The sequence below is a fragment of the Kitasatospora brasiliensis genome, from assembly GCF_032654805.1.
In the GTDB taxonomy this organism is placed as follows: domain Bacteria; phylum Actinomycetota; class Actinomycetes; order Streptomycetales; family Streptomycetaceae; genus Kitasatospora; species Kitasatospora brasiliensis.
This window is the reverse complement of sequence record NZ_JAUOOW010000006.1, coordinates 1-15656: the sequence shown is the minus strand read 5'-3', so window position 1 is coordinate 15656 and position 15656 is coordinate 1. Positions and strand designations below refer to the sequence as shown.

Annotated in this window: 13 protein-coding genes; 4 read left to right on the top strand and 9 right to left on the bottom strand. The window is 72.8% G+C overall.

Features of this window, described 5'->3' with window-relative positions; translation table 11 throughout:
- Nucleotides 1-81 precede the first annotated feature (81 nt).
- A complete protein-coding gene (locus QWJ13_RS22825) occupies nucleotides 82-2079 on the top strand; it encodes a 2-oxoacid:acceptor oxidoreductase subunit alpha (RefSeq protein ID WP_432277583.1) in 1998 nt (665 codons plus the stop codon).
- Nucleotides 2076-3131 carry a 2-oxoacid:ferredoxin oxidoreductase subunit beta gene (locus QWJ13_RS22820; protein WP_316526739.1) on the top strand — a complete coding sequence of 352 codons (1056 nt, stop codon included), beginning with the start codon at nucleotides 2076-2078 and terminating at the stop codon, nucleotides 3129-3131. The genes QWJ13_RS22825 and QWJ13_RS22820 overlap by 4 nt, the downstream gene beginning before the upstream one ends.
- A 64-nt stretch (nucleotides 3132-3195) precedes the next feature.
- On the opposite strand, the gene QWJ13_RS22815 is transcribed toward QWJ13_RS22820, so the two are convergent.
- From QWJ13_RS22815 to QWJ13_RS22805, 3 genes are all read right to left on the bottom strand, one after another.
- Nucleotides 3196-3576 carry a VOC family protein gene (locus QWJ13_RS22815; protein WP_316526738.1) on the bottom strand — a complete coding sequence of 127 codons (381 nt, stop codon included), beginning with the start codon at nucleotides 3574-3576 and terminating at the stop codon, nucleotides 3196-3198.
- A 180-nt stretch (nucleotides 3577-3756) separates the two neighbouring features.
- Entirely contained in the window at nucleotides 3757-5367 is a 1611-nt protein-coding gene (locus tag QWJ13_RS22810) for an LCP family protein (protein WP_316526737.1), read from the bottom strand.
- Nucleotides 5360-5818, bottom strand: a complete 459-nt coding sequence (locus tag QWJ13_RS22805) for a DUF6542 domain-containing protein (RefSeq protein WP_316526735.1) — start codon at nucleotides 5816-5818, stop codon at nucleotides 5360-5362. Before QWJ13_RS22805 ends, QWJ13_RS22810 begins: the two co-directional genes overlap by 8 nt.
- A gap of 328 nt (nucleotides 5819-6146) precedes the next feature.
- On the opposite strand from QWJ13_RS22805, the gene QWJ13_RS22800 reads away from it, so the two are divergent.
- The gene (locus tag QWJ13_RS22800; protein ID WP_316526733.1) at nucleotides 6147-6782 is read left to right on the top strand and encodes a TetR/AcrR family transcriptional regulator; all 636 of its coding nucleotides are present in this window, start codon (nucleotides 6147-6149) and stop codon (nucleotides 6780-6782) included.
- A gap of 53 nt (nucleotides 6783-6835) precedes the next feature.
- On the opposite strand, the gene QWJ13_RS22795 is transcribed toward QWJ13_RS22800, so the two are convergent.
- From QWJ13_RS22795 to QWJ13_RS22775, 5 genes are all read right to left on the bottom strand, one after another.
- Complete coding sequence (locus QWJ13_RS22795) at nucleotides 6836-7537, bottom strand: hypothetical protein (protein WP_316526732.1); 702 nt, start codon at nucleotides 7535-7537, stop codon at nucleotides 6836-6838.
- Nucleotides 7538-7746: 209 nt separating this feature from the next.
- Nucleotides 7747-8319, bottom strand: coding sequence for an RICIN domain-containing protein (locus tag QWJ13_RS22790; RefSeq protein ID WP_316526731.1), 573 nt, complete (start codon nucleotides 8317-8319; stop codon nucleotides 7747-7749).
- A gap of 36 nt (nucleotides 8320-8355) precedes the next feature.
- Nucleotides 8356-9195, bottom strand: coding sequence for a peptidoglycan-binding protein (locus QWJ13_RS22785; RefSeq protein ID WP_316526730.1), 840 nt, complete (start codon nucleotides 9193-9195; stop codon nucleotides 8356-8358).
- Nucleotides 9196-9232: 37 nt separating this feature from the next.
- Nucleotides 9233-10144 (bottom strand): CAP domain-containing protein, encoded by a 912-nt coding sequence (locus QWJ13_RS22780; RefSeq protein ID WP_316526729.1) that lies wholly within the window; start codon nucleotides 10142-10144, stop codon nucleotides 9233-9235.
- Nucleotides 10145-10277: 133 nt separating this feature from the next.
- Nucleotides 10278-13211 (bottom strand): AfsR/SARP family transcriptional regulator, encoded by a 2934-nt coding sequence (locus QWJ13_RS22775; protein WP_316526728.1) that lies wholly within the window; start codon nucleotides 13209-13211, stop codon nucleotides 10278-10280.
- Nucleotides 13212-13344: 133 nt separating this feature from the next.
- On the opposite strand from QWJ13_RS22775, the gene QWJ13_RS22770 reads away from it, so the two are divergent.
- The gene (locus tag QWJ13_RS22770; protein ID WP_316526727.1) at nucleotides 13345-14769 is read left to right on the top strand and encodes an AfsR/SARP family transcriptional regulator; all 1425 of its coding nucleotides are present in this window, start codon (nucleotides 13345-13347) and stop codon (nucleotides 14767-14769) included.
- 23 nt (nucleotides 14770-14792) lie between these two features.
- Here the strand turns inward: QWJ13_RS22770 and QWJ13_RS22765 are convergent, their stop codons facing one another.
- A complete protein-coding gene (locus QWJ13_RS22765; RefSeq protein ID WP_316526726.1) occupies nucleotides 14793-15284 on the bottom strand; it encodes a hypothetical protein in 492 nt (163 codons plus the stop codon).
- Between the last annotated feature and the right edge of the window lie 372 nt (nucleotides 15285-15656).

Here is a 15656-nt window from a genome sequence, read left to right as displayed (position 1 = left end):
CATAGGATGCGAGAGGTGCACCAAGCGGACGGGGCACGGGGCCGCGCCCGCGGTGGTGCGCCCACGAGGAGGTCCGCGGCAGTGACCAGTCAGGTCGATCAGTCAGAGGCAGTGGACGGCTCGGACGGCGAGGAGGCCCGTACCGGGAGCGGCGACGCTCACCCCGGCTCGGCCGCGCCCGCCGACCCACCAACCCCGGGTGGCCCACCGGTGAAGGGGGCCAAGCCGATCCGCAGACTCGATCGGGTGATCATTCGCTTCGCCGGGGATTCCGGTGACGGGATGCAGCTCACCGGTGACCGGTTCACCTCGGAGACGGCGTCGTTCGGCAACGACCTCTCCACGCTGCCGAACTTCCCGGCCGAGATCCGGGCGCCCGCCGGGACGCTGCCGGGGGTCTCGTCCTTCCAGCTGCACTTCGCGGACCACGACATCCTCACCCCGGGCGACGCCCCCAACGTGCTGGTCGCGATGAACCCCGCCGCGTTGAAGGCGAACCTGGCGGACCTGCCGCGCGGCGCCCAGATCATCGTCAACACCGACGAATTCACCAAACGCGCGCTGGCGAAGGTCGGCTACCAGGCGGACCCGCTCGGCGACGGCTCGCTGGAGGGCTTCCACCTCCACAAGGTGCCGCTGACGACGCTGACCCTGGAAGCCCTGAAGGACTCCGGCCTGGCTCGCAAGGACGCCGAACGGGCGAAGAACATGTTCGCCCTGGGTCTGCTCTCCTGGATGTACCACCGGCCCACGCACGGAACCGAAGCCTTCCTGCGCAGCAAGTTCGCGAAGAAGCCGCAGATCGCCGAGGCGAACATCAGCGCCTTCCGGGCGGGGTGGAACTTCGGCGAGACCACCGAGTCGTTCGCCGTCTCCTACGAGGTGCCGCCCGCCAAGCTCCCCGCCGGGCGCTACCGCAACATCTCCGGCAACCTCGCCCTGTCCTACGGCCTGATCGCCGCCGCGAAGCGCTGCAACCTGCCCCTCTACCTGGGCTCCTACCCGATCACCCCGGCCTCGGACATCCTCCACGAGCTGTCCCGGCACAAGAACTTCGGCGTGCGGACCTTCCAGGCCGAGGATGAGATCGCCGGCATCGGCGCAGCCCTGGGTGCGGCGTTCGGCGGGGCGCTCGGGGTGACGACGACCTCGGGGCCGGGCGTGGCGCTGAAGTCGGAGACGATCGGGCTGGCGGTGTCGCTGGAGCTGCCGCTGCTGGTGGTGGACATCCAGCGCGGCGGCCCCTCGACCGGGCTGCCGACGAAGACGGAGCAGGCGGACCTGCTCCAGGCGATGTTCGGGCGCAACGGCGAGGCGCCCGTGCCGATCGTCGCCCCGGCGACGCCGGCGGAGTGCTTCGACGCCGCCCTGGAGGCGGCGCGGATCGCGGTCACCTACCGCACCCCGGTGTTCCTGCTCTCGGACGGCTACCTGGCGAACGGCTCGGAGCCGTGGCGCATCCCGGAGGTCGATGAACTTCCTTCGGTCGACCCGCAGTTCGCGACCGAGCCGAACCGCGAGGACGGGGCGTTCTGGCCCTACCAGCGCGACCCGCGCACCCTCGCCCGCCCCTGGGCGCTGCCCGGAACGCCCGGTCTGGAGCACCGGATCGGCGGTATCGAGAAGCAGGACGGCACCGGCAACATCTCCTACGACCCCGCCAACCACGACTTCATGGTCCGCACCCGTCAGGCCAAGATCGACGGCATCACCGTGAAGCCGATCGAGGTCGACGACCCCACCGGCGACGCCCGGGTGCTGGTGCTGGGCTGGGGCTCCACCTACGGGCCGATCACCGCGGCGGTGCGGCGGGTGCGGGCGGACGGCGGTGAGATCGCCCAGGCCCACCTGCGCAACCTCAACCCGTTCCCGGCCAACTTGGGCCAGGTGCTGCGCAGTTACGAGAAGGTCATCGTGCCCGAGATGAACCTGGGACAACTCGCCCTGCTGCTGAGGGCCAAGTACCTGGTGGACGCCGAGTCCTACAACCAGGTCCGCGGACTGCCCTTCAAGGCGGCCCAGTTGGCGGACGTCCTGTCCGCCGCGATCGGCACCCTGGACGAGGAGGACCACCGATGACCGAGCACGCCTTCCCGTCCTTGCGGTTGGTGCCGAAGGCCGAAGGGCCGCAGAGCGCACGGGACTTCAAGACCGACCAGGAAGTGCGCTGGTGCCCCGGCTGTGGCGACTACGCCATCCTCGCCGCCGTCCAGTCCTTCATGCCCGAACTCGGCATCAAGCGCGAGAACACCGTCTTCGTGTCGGGCATCGGCTGCTCCTCGCGGTTCCCGTACTACATGAACACCTACGGGGTGCACTCGATCCACGGCCGCGCCCCGGCGATCGCCACCGGACTGGCCACCTCGCGCCAGGACCTCAGCGTCTGGGTGGTCACCGGCGACGGCGACGCGCTGTCCATCGGCGGCAACCACCTCATCCACGCGCTGCGGCGCAATGTGAACCTGAAGATCCTGCTGTTCAACAACCGGATCTACGGCCTCACCAAGGGCCAGTACTCGCCCACCAGTGAGCTCGGCAAGATCACCAAGTCGACCCCGATGGGCTCCCTCGACGCCCCGTTCAACCCGCTGTCGCTGGCCATCGGCGCCGAGGCCTCCTTCGTCGCCCGCACCATCGACTCCGACCGCCAGCACCTCCAGTCCGTGCTCCGGGCCGCAGCCCAGCACCAGGGCACGGCGCTGGTGGAGATCTACCAGAACTGCAACATCTTCAACGACGGCGCCTTCGAGGTGTTGAAGGACGCCGGCAGCCGGGACGAGGCACTGATCCGCCTGGAGCACGGGCAGCCGATCCGCTTCGGCGCGGACCTGGCGAGCGGCGTCTTCCGGGGCCCGGACGGCGAGTTGTTCACCGCCCCGGTCACGGCGGACAACGAGGCGCAGGTCCTGGTCCACGACGCGCACGCGGCGGGCCCCGCCACCGCCTTCGCGCTCTCCCGGATCGCCGACGCCGACACCCTCCACCACACCCCCATCGGCGTCCTGCGCAGCGTCCGACGCCCCGTCTACGACGACCTCATGGCCGACCAGCTCGCCACCGCCGAATCCCGACACGGCCCCGGCGACCTCGCCACCCTGCTCACCGGCAACGACACCTGGACGGTGGACTGACCGTCCGCGACAGCGCGGCGGCGCCCCCTGTCCCGGTCGGGACGGGGGGCGCCGCTCGTGTCGTCTACTGCCCGGCCCACTCGACCAGTTGGATCACCACTCCGTTCGGGTCGGCGACCTGGAAGAGCTTCTCGCCCCACGGCTCCTCGCGCAGCGGCAGGGTGATCGCGACCCCCTCCTCGCGCAGCCGCCGCTCCTCCTCGGCGACGTCCTCGACGACGAACGCCAGGATCACCCCGTCCGCGATCCGGTGGCGCTGCTCCTCCGGCAGCACCTCCAGGCCGCGCCGCAGGTAGACGACGTTGCTCCCGCCGCCGGGGTGGGCGAGCGAGACGAAGCCGTCGGCCGACATCTCCTCGGTGTGCCCGAAGTGCCGCTGGAGGAAGGCGGCGGAGGCGGTGACGTCCTCGACGGTCAGGGAGACGGCGGTCTTGGTGATCTGCAAGGAAGGACCCTCTCGTCGGTGCTATCCGTGACTACCCGTGCGATTACCCCGTACGCAGTACACTATACATAGTACGGAGAATCTTGCCGGGGGTTCGCCGGAGGCGGAGGATGCCGGAAACGGCTGAGGGAGGCCCCCGGGTGGGGGCCTCCCTCGGGAAGGTCCGTCAGCGCGGGTGCGTCAGTAGACGCAGGGGATGCCGCCGTCGGACTGGGCGTCGACCGCGGGGCCCTGCATCGGGAGGTTGGCGGTCGGGTCGGCGCCGGGCGGCGGGGGCGCGGGCTGGTCCGCGGCGACGCCGGCGAAGGTGGTGCCGAGGGTGACGGCGACGTGCTCGGCGGGGGTGGCCGCGGACTCGGTGGCGGTCACGCCGTAGCGGGCGGCGATCTGCTCGGCGGCGTCCTTGGCGCCCTTGCCGTAGGTGACGGTGGTGGTCTTCGGCTTGCCGCTCGCCGGGCCGGCGTGGCCCTCCTTGAAGCCCATCGCGACCAGGGCCTTCGCCTCTGCGGCCGAGGTGACCCCGGCGGCGGAGGAGGCGTTGTAGACGTCCACGGTGACGGGCTTGGCGGCGGCCGGGGGCGTGGTGGCGGCCGGCGGGGAGGCCGGGGCGGCGGAGGCGCCGGCCGGATCGGCGGGGGCGGGGGCCGGGGCGGAGTCGGCGTAGCCGAAGAGCTGCTTGACGACCTTCTGGACCTTCGCCGGGGTCACCAGGTTGACGGCCTGGCCGTTCCTGGTGCCGAAGTCGTCGAAGGTCAGGGTGTTGAACTCGACGTTGCCGCCGGTGAGGTTGGGGGCCTGCTGGGCGAAGTCGAGGACGTTCCACTCGTTGTCGATGACGAGGTCCTTCTGCATCACCCCCATCAGCTCCTGCATCTTGCCGAGGTCGCCGATGACGCCCTTCTGCTTCAGGTTGTGCACGACGGAGGAGATGAAGGCCTGCTGGCGGTGGGTGCGGGCGAAGTCGCCGGTGTTGCCGTCCGGGCCGTCCAGGTTGTGGCGCTGGCGGACGAAGGAGAGCGCCTGCGAGGCGTTGAGCTTGTTGATGCCCTTGTGGAAGTCGGCCCCGGAGCCCTGGCCCTCGATGGCCGGGTCCTTGGTGTCGTGGGTGAGGCAGACCTCGATCGGCTGGAGGGCCTTGGCGATGTCGTAGAAGCCCATCAGGTTGACCTCGGCGATGTGGTCGATGGGCTGGTCGAGGAACTTCTGCACGGTGCGGATGGTGGCCGCGCGGCCGATGTCCCGGCCGGCCTTCTCCAGGTCGGCGCCCTTGAGGCCCTTGGCGCGAAGGCCGGGGTCGGCCTTGTCCTTGGCCGCGCCGTAGGCCTCCTTGATCTTGGCCATGCCCATCTGGGAGCCGTCGGCGTTGTAGGTCATGACGTAGTCGTCGCGCGGGATCGAGACGGCCTGCACCTTGCCGCCGTTCGCCGGTATGTGCAGCAGGATCAGCGAGTTGGTGTTGTAGCCGCCGATGTCGGAGCTGTGGCCGGCGTGCAGCTCGTCCTGGACGAACTCGGGCGGGAGATCGGTGCCGTCCATGTTCTTGCGGCTGTCCAGGCCGATCAGCAGCAGGTTGACCGAGTTGTCGAGGTGCTTGGGGGCGTCCTTCTTGGTCTCGGCGATGACGCTGGAGGTGGTCATCCCGTCGGTGAGCTGCTTGTACTCGTACCAGACCACCCCGCTGGCGGCGAACACCGCCAGCCCGACGGTGCCGGCCACCACCCGGCCCGCGACCAGCAGGGGGGCGGGGCGGGGGGCCTTGGTGGCGCGACCGCTCCCGGCGTTGTCAGCCATGCTGCCTCCTCCTCGCCCGGACCAGCCGGACCGCGATCACGATGGCGGCCGCGACGACGGCCTCGGTCATCACGGGAAAGCCGTGCACCACCCACTTCGCGGCGCCGGTGGCCAGGGCCTTGCCCTGGTACCGGTCGCGGTGGGCGGCCAGTTCGACGGCGGCCGTCGCGGCCAGGACGACCAGCGGCGAGGCGGCGAGCACCCACCACCAGCCGTTGCGGCCGCTCAGCGCCGCCGCCAGGCCGGTGCCGAGTACCGCGCCCACCGCGAAGGCCAACCCCATGCCGGGTCCGGAGAGTTCGTCGACCGCGGCGCCGGCGAGCGGCAGCCCGACGGCGAGGGCCGCGGGTAGTGCGGGGCCGCCGGGCAGCGGGCGTGGGCGGGTGCTGCCGCCGTCCGCCGTCCGCCCTCGTGCTCCCTGGCCGGCCGGCCGTCCTCGCTGCCCCGCCACGCCATCACCCCCGGTGTTCCCGTGTGTCCGTGCGCCACGGCGGCGCCCGCGCCGCTCGCCGTCCGTACATCCGGAATGTCCGAATGTATGTATGTCCGGAAGTCCGGTCATGGTGCTGCCAGTTCTGGACGCCGGTTCGGCCCGGCCGGTTCCCGTGCCGGGTCCGGCCGCCCGCGAACGGGGGGAGGCGCTTCCGCATTACCTCTACACAGGTGTAGAAGTCGTACGCAGCATAGAGCACGCCTGTTCGGCGGCAAGTCCGGGTCCGCTGTGCCCGGAGAGCCGCACCGAGTGGTCGGCCGAGGGGCCGGCGGAGGAGGAGAGGGCCGTGGTGGTGACGGGCGGAGCGGGGCGGCCGGAGAAGCGCAGGGCGATCACGCGGGCCGCGGCGACGGTGTTCGGGCGCGAGGGGTACGTCCGGGCCGGCATGGACGCGATCGCGGCCGAGGCCGGGGTGTCCAAGCGGACGGTCTACAACCACTTCCCCGACAAGGAGACCCTCTTCCTGTCGGTGGCCTTGCGGAGCTCCGCCGAACTGACCGAGGCAGTGGTGGAGTTGATGGCGAAGCACCTCGGCCTGGTGGTGGACCTGCGCCAGGGCCTGATCGACCTCGCCGTCGAGCGGGCCCGCGCCGTGCTGTGCGCCGGGGAACACGGGGCGCTCGGCCGGGCGATCCGGGCCGAGGTGGCGAACATCCCGGCGGACGTCCTGGAGGCCTGGCTGGAAGCCGGCCCGGTGGCCTCCCAGCGCGAACTCGCGGCGCACTTCGAGGCGCTCGCCGGGCGCGGGCTGCTGGTCGTCGAGGACGCCGCGCTGGCCGCCGAGCGGTTCACGCTGCTGACCTTCCACGGCATCGCCGAGCGCTCCTTCTGGGGCGCGCTCCCGGTGGCGGACGAGGAGGCCGAGCGGATCGCGGCGACCGGCGTGGACGCCTTCCTGCGGCTCCACGGCACCGACCGGTGAAACGGCCGGGCGGGGGCGGCAATAGCGCCACCCCCGCCCGGACTACCCGAGGATCACTTCCAGTTGAGGCCCTTGCCCAGGGTGTACGGCTCGCCCCAGTACTCGGCGCCCGAGACCGTCGAGGCCTCCGGGGACATCGCCACCGCGCAGGAGGTGGCGGACTGGCCGTTGACGAAGCCCTTGGGCAGCGACTCGTTCTTGCACTTGGCGAAGGTGCCGATGACCATCAGCTCCTGCGCCTCGGTGCCGTCCGCCAGCAGGCCCTTCATGTGGTTGACGCTGGTGAAGGACAGGTCGGTGCTGCCGGCGTTGGTGACCTTGTAGTGGATGTAGTACGGCACCAGGCCCTTGGCCTTGTCGCCGAGGTTGAACGAGGTGAGGTCGGCCGGGTCGCCCTTCTCGATCGAGGTGACCGCCAGCGCGATGGTGCCCTTGGTGCTGCCCGAGCTGAACGGGATGGTGGCGGCGTCGCCGATCTTCAGCGTGGTGCCGCCCGCCGGGGCGCTGCCGGCCGGTGCGGGCGCGGCGGCCGTGCCGGACGCGGCGCCGGTCGGGGTGGCCGGGGCGGAAGCCGCCGGGGTGGTGGCCGCGGCGCTCGGCGAGGCGGCCTGGGTGACGGGCGCGGCCGTCGCGGGCGCGGTCGTGGCGGTGTCGGACGAAGCGGCGTCGTCGTTGCAGGCGGTCATGGTGAGCGCGCCGACCGCGGCCAGGGAGGCCAGGGCCAGGGCACGGCGACTGCTGCGGATGGGCTTCACGTGTTGTCCCCCGTTGTTGCGGACCCCCGATACCGGCAGTCCTACTGACGGACTTTCATAGCGCAGAGCGAACCATGTCGTCGTCGCCTTCACGCGCTCGTGACGAGTCCCTCGCGGAGTCGTGACAAGGGATGCGGAGTCGTGATCCGCCGCCCGGACGAGAAGGGCCCGGTCCGCTCGGGGGCAATGAGCGGACCGGGCCCGGTTCGTCAGCCCAGGTACCAGCGCTGGGCCGGGTCGGCGGTGTTGCAGTTGACGACCTTGAGGGCCTGGCCGAGGCCCGAGGCGCTGAGGCACTGCCCGGTGGCCGCGCTGCGGGCCAGGACCCAACCCCGGTCCAGGTCGGTCAGCCACCACTTCTGGTTGGCCTTCATCCAGTCACCGGCCGGGCGGTTGAGGCCGTCCCAGCCGCCGGGGGTGTCCCAGATCTGGACGGCGCCGGAGCCCCAGCTGTCCAGGTCGACGACCTTGCCCGAGCTGCCGTGCGAGATGGCGGTGGTTCCGTCGCAGTAGCCCCAGATCAGCCAGCTCTGGGCGGTGGACTGGTTGTTGGCCGAGTAGGTCTGGACCCGCTGGCCGTTGACCTCGTTGTTGCCCGGCAGGTCGAGGACGCCGGCGGAGCCGTTGTAGACCTTGTCGAAGCTCCTCAGCGAGGGCGACAGGTCACAGCTGCCCGCCTGCGCCGCCTGAGCCGCCGGCGCACCGGCCACGACCGCCCCCGCGACGGCCGCGACGGCGCCCAGCGAGGCGAGGAACCTGCGGGTACGGGTGAGTGTGCTCATCGGATTTCTCCTTCTGGTGTGGTGGACGGCCCGGCGTCAGCCGCGCGGGACCGCGAGCGCGGCCCACTGCTTGGGGCCGGGTATGCCGTCGGCGTCCGAACCGGAATCGCCGAGCTTGTGCTGCCAGTTGCGGAAGGATTCGAGGTCGGCGTCGCTCCACTCGGGGCCGGGGCCCTCGGCGTAGGCGGAGCAGCCCTCGGCGACGAGGCGCACGCCCATCCGCGTGATGACATCGCTGTTCTGGCCGTCGTGGAAGAAGTCGGCGCCGGGGAAGGGCTCGTAGCCGTCGGCAGCCGGGGCGGCGGCGGAAACGGCGCCGTCGCTCGGACTGTCGGACGCGGAGGCCTCCTGCCCGAAGTAGATCGCCCCGGGCCGGTCCTTCCACCCCGGGTCGGCGAGGACGACGCCCTCGTCGAAGTCCGGGATGCCGTAGCCGTGGACCCAGTCCGAGCGGCGGTCACGGGTCTTGAGGTAGACCCCGTCGCCCTCGGAGCTGCCGCCGTCGTTGGTGTTTCCTTCGACGGTGGTGATGGTGTCGCTGGTGTAGGCGACGCAGATGCCGGTGTGGCTGCCGCCGCCGGGGCCGAAGAAGACCTGGCCGCCGATCACCGGGTACTCGGTGAAGCGGCCGCGGCCCTGGAACCAGGCGACGCCCTCCGCGCAGGAGGCGCTGACCGGGAAGCGCCCGGCGTTGCCGGACTGCTCGGCGCACCAGGCGACGAAGGTGGCGCACCAGGCCTCGCCCTGGGACCACTCCAGGCCGGAGACGGCGGGGGAGTACTTCTGGATGTTGTTCCAGTGCCCGCCGCTGCGACCCTCGTGGTAGCCGACCTCGTCTCGGGCGATGCGGATCAGGTCCGCCGCGTTCGAGGACATGGGTGTGGACTCCTTGTTGCCGTGGAAGGGGGCGGTCTCAGGCCTTGACGAAGGTCTGCACGTAGCGGCCCCAGCTGTGGCCGTTCTGGCGGGGCGAGTAGCCGACGCCCAGGCGGGTGAAGTCGCGGTTGAGGATGTTGTCCCGGTGCGGCGGGCTGTTCATCCACATCCGCATGGCCTCGTCCACGGTGTTGCTCGGGGCGACGTTCTCGCCGGCGGCCACGTTGCGCCAGCCGGCGTCGGCCATGCGGGCCCACGGGGTGCTGCCGTCGGTGCCGTCGTGCTGGGTGAGGTCGTGCGCCGACATGTCGTTGGCGTGCCGCTGGGCGGCCGCGCTGAGGCGGTCGTCCAGGCTCAGCGGCGGGGCGCCGACCCGGCCGCGCTCGGCGTTGACGGCGTTCAGCATCTCGGTGAGGAAGCCACCGCCGCCGCCACCGGGCTGCGGCTGGGGCTGCGGCTGGGGCTGGGGCTGCTGCTGGCCGCCCCCGCCGGCGCTCCCGGCCGGGACGAGCTGCCAGCGCTGCGCCGGGTTGCGGTCGTCCTGCCGGGACAGGGTGAGCGGGGAGCCGGCGGAGGCCGCGGTGAGGAAGAGCGCGCCCTCGTTGGTGCGGGTGGTGCGGATCCGGATCCAGTCGTTGTCGAGCGGCTCGAAGAGCCAGTGCTGGTTGGGCTGGTTGTGCTCGTTGAACAGCCAGGTCTGGCCGATGGAGTAGTTGTAGTCCATGACCATGGCCTGGCCGCCGGGGTGCTTCCCGACGGTCAGCTGGGTCTCCAGGAGGAAGCTGCCGTTCTCCTTGGCCCAGAAGGTCCAGCCCTGGGCCGCGGTGCCGTTGGGGCTCCAGGACTGGATGGGGGTGCCGGCCGAGGTCTGGCTGGAGCGCAGGTCGGCGACGGTTCCGTTGGCGGACTTCAGGGTCCAGGTCTGACCGTGCTGCGGGAGCGTGGGCATGGTTGCGCCTCTCGTCTGTGTGTCGCCCCGGGCCGCTTGCTGCGGTGGCCCGGGGCCTGACGAGAGATACGTTCCTGCGCTGCGGTAGACGGCGGGTCAACGCGCGTAGGGCGAATTGGCGTTGACGTCCCGTCTACCGCTCCAGCAGTGCCCTGACCTGCGCCGATTCCTCCGTGAGGCCCAGCCGCTCGTACAGCTCCAGGGAGTCGGCCAGACAGGCCCGGGCCTGGCGCGGGCGGCCCAGGCCGGTGAGCGCGGTGCCGAGGGTGCGGAGCAGGGCGGCCTCCAGGGAGGCGCTGGTGCGGCGGGCGAGCGGGAGGACGGCCTCGGCGGCGTCGACGGCGAGCAGCCAGCGGCCGGCTTCGGCGTGGATGCGGGCGACGAGGTCGCCGGCCGCGGCGGCGAAGACGGTGACCTGGAGCGTGGTGAACTCCTCGCGGGCGGCGACGGCGTGGGCGAGCGCCTCCTCCGGGTCGCCGCACAGCCGCAGCACCCGGGCGAGGTAGTAGCGGCCGGTGGCGGCGGAGACCGGGCCGGAGCGGCTCATCAGGTCGGCGCTGCGTTCGCCGGCGTCCCGGGCCTCGTCGAGGCGTCCGGTCTGGGCGGCGCTGAAGGCGAACTCGCCGAGCGCGCTGCCCTCGGCACGCTGGGCGCCGAGGCGGTGGAACAGGTCGGCGGCGCGGCCGGCGTGTTCGGCGGCCTCGGCGTAGCGGCCGTGGACGCGGGCGTTGCTGCCGAGGGTGATCAGGGCCTTGGCGAGGACGCGTTCGGTGCGCTCGTCCTGTTCGGCGAGGGCGACGGCCCGGCGGATCTCCTCCTGGGACTCGGTGTAGCGGTTGATGTGCCAGAGCATGCTGCCGCGCAGGTAGCGGGCGAGGGCGAGCGGCCCGGGTTCGCCGCGGGAGGCGGCCCGCTGGGCGATGGTTCCGGCGAGCTCGGCGATGACGCCGGTCTGGGTGCGTTCGGGGAGGATGGCGCCCATCCGGTCGGCGAGTTCGGCGGCGCGGTCGAGCGGCAGGGCCGGGTCGGCGCAGGCGAGGGCGATGACGGCGGTGTGGACGTCGGCCTGGTCGCGCATCCAGCGGACGGCTTCGGGGCCGTCGGCGATGGGCCGGCCAGGGGCGGCGACGGGGGCGCCGAGCAGGCTGAGTTCGGCGGGTTCGGCCTTGCGGGCGGCACGGTCGGCGTTGCGGGCGGTGGCGAGGCAGAAGTCGAGCAGCCGGTCGAGGGCGGCGGTGCGTTCGGCGGGGCCGTCCTCGTCGGCGAGGCGGCCGCGGGCGTAGGCGCGGACGAGGTCGTGGTAGCCGTAGCGGCCGAAGCGGGGGGAGTGCAGCAGGTTGAGGTCGACGAGGGTTTCGAGCAGGTCGTCGGTCTCGGCCTCGGTGCGGTCGAGCAGCGCGGCGGCGCAGGACAGCGGGATGTCGGGGGCGTCGGTCATCGCCAACAGGCGGAAGGCGCGGGCGAGTTCGGGGTCGAGCCGGTGGTAGGAGAGCGCGAACGTGGCTTCGACGGTGCGTTCGCCGTCGGTGAGCTCGGCCAGCCGGTGTTCGTGGCGCAGCCCTTCGGCGAGGGCCGCGAGGGTCAGCGTCGGGTCGGCGGCGAGCCGGGAGGCGGCGATCCGGACGGCGAGCGGCAGCAGCCCGCAGGCCTGGACGACCTCCTCGGCGGCGGCGGGTTCGGCGGCGACGCGTTCGGCGCCGACGATGCGGGTGAGCAGTTCCAGGGCCTGTTCGGCGGGCAGGGTGTCCAGGCGCATCTGGTGGGCTCCGGCGAGGCCGTTCAGCCGGTGGCGGCTGGTGACGAGGACGGCGCAGCCGGCCGAGCCGGGCAGCAGCGGCTCGACGTGGCCAGGGGTGGCGGCGTTGTCGAGGACGACCAGGACGCGCCGGCCGGCCAGGGCGGAGCGGTAGAGCGCGCTGCGTTCCCCGGTGTCCGGCGGGATGTCGGCGGGGTCGACGCCGAGGGCGCGCAGGAAGCCGGCGAGGACGGTGCCCGGGGCGGGCGGGGTGCGGTCTTCGCCGCGCAGGTCGGCGAAGAGCTGCCCGTCGGGGAAGCGGACGCGGACCTGCCGGGCGACGTGCACGGCGAGGGTGGTCTTGCCGACGCCGCCCATGCCATCCAGGGCGGAGACGACGACGGCACGCCCGCCGGCCCCGGAGAGCTGGTCGGCGAGGGTCTCGACCTCTTCGGCGCGTCCGGTGAAGTCCGGTAGGCCGGAGGGGAGTTGGTCGGGGGCCTGCCAGCCGACGGCGGTGGCGTCGTCGGGTTCGGCCGCGCCGCCGGCGGCGTGTGCGGGCAGCAGGGAGGCGTCCTCGCGCAGGATGCGCAGTTGGAGGTCGGCGGGCGCGCTCCCGCCGGGCGGGAGCCAGGCGCGGGCGTCCTCGTACACGGCGAGCGCCTCGGCCTTGCGGCCCGCCTGGTAGAGGGAGCGCATCAGGACGGCGGTGAGCCGGGGGCGGCCGGGGTACTCCAGGGCGAAGGCGGCGATCGCCGCGGTGAGGTCGGTGCGGTCGCCGAGGTCGGCGTCCAGCTCCAGTTCCGTCTCCTTGGCCGAGATCCGCTGCTCGGCGAGGCGGGCGCGGACGGCCTCGGCGTGCGGCCCGGGCAGCCCGGCCAGTGCCTCGCCGACCCACAGGCGGTGGGCGCGCCGCAGCACCTCCCGGACCTCGTTCGGCGGCACGTCCGTCTCGCGCAGCCGTCCGGCTTCGGCCAGCAGGGCCTCCCACTCGGCCGTGTCCAGCTGGGCCCCGGCCGCTTTGAACGCGTAGCCGTCGCCGATCCGGACCAGCGGCATCCGGTCCGGATCGTCCCCGGCGTACGGCCGGAACGCGCTGCGCAGCCGGGAGACGGCGAGCTGGACGGCCTTGCGCGGATCGGCCGGCGCGGCCCCGCCCCACACCCCCTCGACCAGCACCGGGACGGCCACCGTCCGCCCGGCGGCGTCCAGCAGGACGGCGAGCACGGCCCGCTGCTGCGGCCTGCCCAGCTCCAGTTCCCGCTCCCCGTACCAGGCCCGCAACGGCCCCAGCAGTCCGAACCGCAGTCCGGCGCCCCCCATGTCACCCATGCCAGTCCCCGAAAGTCGTTCTGTGCCGGGATCCCGCCACTTCCGTCCGGACGGCGGGGCCCCCATACCCCGGCGGCCTATTCTCTGTCACAGATCGTGTACCCAATAGAGGGCTTCGGGGAGTGGGTGGGCCGTGGGGCTCGTATTCAGCCTGCTGGGGCCGCTGCGGGCCCGGCGCGACGGTCAGGAGCTCGACCTCGGCAGGCCGCAGCAGCGGGCCGTGCTCGCGGCGCTGCTGATCCCGCCGGGGCAGCTGGTTTCCACGGATCGCCTGGTCGAGGACCTGTGGGGCGCGGACGACACGCGCTGGCCGAAGGATCCGGTGGGGCAGATCGGCACCCACGTCCACCGGCTGCGGCGTGCGCTGGGCGCGCCCGGGCTGCTGGTCGGGGCGTCCGGCGGCTACCGGCTGGAGGTGCCGCGCACGTCGGTGGACCTCTTCCGTCACGAGGCCGAGGTGAGGCAGGCAGTCGCGCTGCGTCACCAAGATCCGCAGCGGGCGCGCGAACTGCTGGCAGGGGCACTGGGGGCCTGGCAGGGGAACCAGGCGCTGGAGGGTGTGCCCGGTGAGCTCGCCGCGCGGATCCGGGAGCGGCTGGCGGCGGGGCGGTTCGCGGCGGTGAAGGCGCTGCTCGGCCTGGACCTGGCGCTCGGCCGGCACGCGGAGGCGCTGGAGCCGCTGGCCGGGCTGGCGGCCTCGCACCCGCAGGACGAGGAGGTGCACCGGTTGCACCTGCTGGCGCTGCACCGCTGCGGGCGGACGGCGGAGGCGCTGGCGGGGTACGAGGCGCTGCGGGAGCGGTTGGACGGGGAGCTGGGACTGGAGCCCGCCCCTGCGCTGGTCGAGCTGGCCGAGCAGATCCGGCGGGGTGAGGCCCCGGTGCTCCTGCGGCGGCTGCCGAGGCCGCAGCAGCTGCCGCCGGACATCCCGGACCTGGTCGGGCGGGCGGCGCAGGTGCGGGAGGCGGAGCGGGTGCTGCGGGCGGGCGGCGCGCCGGTGCTGGGGCTGTCGGGGCCGGCGGGCAGCGGCGTCTCGGCGCTGGCGGTGCACGTCGCGCACAGCGTTCAGGACGCCTTTCCGGACGGGCAGCTGTACGCGGGCGGAGGCGGCGAGGCCGGCGTGGTGCTGGCCGGGTTCCTGCGGGCGCTGGGGGATCGGCCGGCGGAGGGTGCGGCCGTCGAGGAGCTCGGCGCGCGCTACCGGGGGCTGCTCGCCGGCCGTCGGGTGCTGGTGCTGCTCGACGGGGTGGTCGAGCCGGGGCCGCTGCTGCCGTCGGCGCCCGGCTGCGCCGTGGTGGTCGCGGGCGCGGAGCCGGGCGCGCTGCCCGAGGACGCCGTACGGCTGGCGGTGGGGCCGCTGGAGCCGCACGACGCCTACGAGCTGCTGGCCCGGATCGCCGGCGCGGAGCGCGTCCGGCAGGAGCCGGACACGGTGGCGGAGGTGGCCGCGCTCTGCGGCCACCTGCCGGTGCTGCTGCGAACGGCGGCGACGCGGCTCGCGGCCCGGCCGCGCTGGACGGTGGCCGACCTGGTCAGGTGGCTCGCCGAGCGGGGCTGAGGGCTTCGTGGGGTGGGTCCTCTTTAGTACGGGTCGGAGCTGGCGATCACGCTGAAGGACTTGCTCGCGCTGTCCTGCATGGCGACGCCGAGTCCGCCGCGGCCGTAGACCTCCAGGGTGGCCGTCTTGCTGGGGCTGGACTTGAACGTGCTGCTGGCCCAGCAGAACCGGTTGTTGGTGCCGTAGACGACGAAGTTCCCGTCGCCCTGCATGATCGCCTTGACGCCACAGCCCCAGGTCCCCGGCGCGGCCCACTTCGCGTAGGACGGTCCGCCCTCGGCGGTCCGGTAGATGACGAGGTTGCCGTCGGTCTGGAGGATCAGCCGGGTGTAGCCGGTCTCGATGTACTGGCCCTGGTAGAGGATCCCGGGCTCGCCCATGCTGACGATGGGCAGGCCGGATTCGTTGTCGATGGCGGCCTGGGCGGTTCCGGCCGTCGCCACCGTCCCGGTCAGTGCCAGCGTGGTGGCCGCGATGGCGATGGCCAGCTGCCGGACCGTCTTCGTCGTCTTCATGTCCCCGTGGTCTCTCTCTCGTGCTGCGCTGCTCGTGCTGCTCGTGCTGCTTGTGCTGTCGGCGTCCACGAGGTCCTCGTGGCGGCCGGTGGGAAGGATCCTGGAGGAGGGCGGTAGACAAACGATGAACGCCGGCGTTGATCGGCGCCCGAGGGTTCCGCGCGTGGGGCCCGGTGCCTGGGGCGTTTGGCATCGGCCCGGAGGAGGAGTACTGTTCCCTAGTCGCTCGGCAGGGAGCACCGGACACGCATCGGCGCGGACGGTCCCGGGGCGGCCAATCCTCTGAAACACCACTTCCCAGGTTCGGGCTGGGCTGCTTCGTCGTTTTCGCGTCGCGGCCTGGTGCTTATTTGGTGTGTTCGTTTTATCGGG

What these genes read in the sequence shown, in the direction of transcription:
- QWJ13_RS22820 (WP_316526739.1), top strand. Translation starts at nt 2,076, where the DNA reads ATGACCGAGCACGCCTTCCCGTCCTTGCGGTTGGTGCCGAAGGCCGAA.
- QWJ13_RS22810 (WP_316526737.1), bottom strand. Translation starts at nt 5,367, where the DNA reads ATGGCTGACAACGCCGGGAGCGGTCGCGCCACCAAGGCCCCCCGCCCC.
- QWJ13_RS22790 (WP_316526731.1), bottom strand. Translation starts at nt 8,319, where the DNA reads ATGAGCACACTCACCCGTACCCGCAGGTTCCTCGCCTCGCTGGGCGCC.
- QWJ13_RS22785 (WP_316526730.1), bottom strand. Translation starts at nt 9,195, where the DNA reads ATGTCCTCGAACGCGGCGGACCTGATCCGCATCGCCCGAGACGAGGTC.
- QWJ13_RS22780 (WP_316526729.1), bottom strand. Translation starts at nt 10,144, where the DNA reads ATGCCCACGCTCCCGCAGCACGGTCAGACCTGGACCCTGAAGTCCGCC.
- QWJ13_RS22775 (WP_316526728.1), bottom strand. Translation starts at nt 13,211, where the DNA reads ATGGGTGACATGGGGGGCGCCGGACTGCGGTTCGGACTGCTGGGGCCG.
- QWJ13_RS22765 (WP_316526726.1), bottom strand. Translation starts at nt 15,284, where the DNA reads ATGAAGACGACGAAGACGGTCCGGCAGCTGGCCATCGCCATCGCGGCC.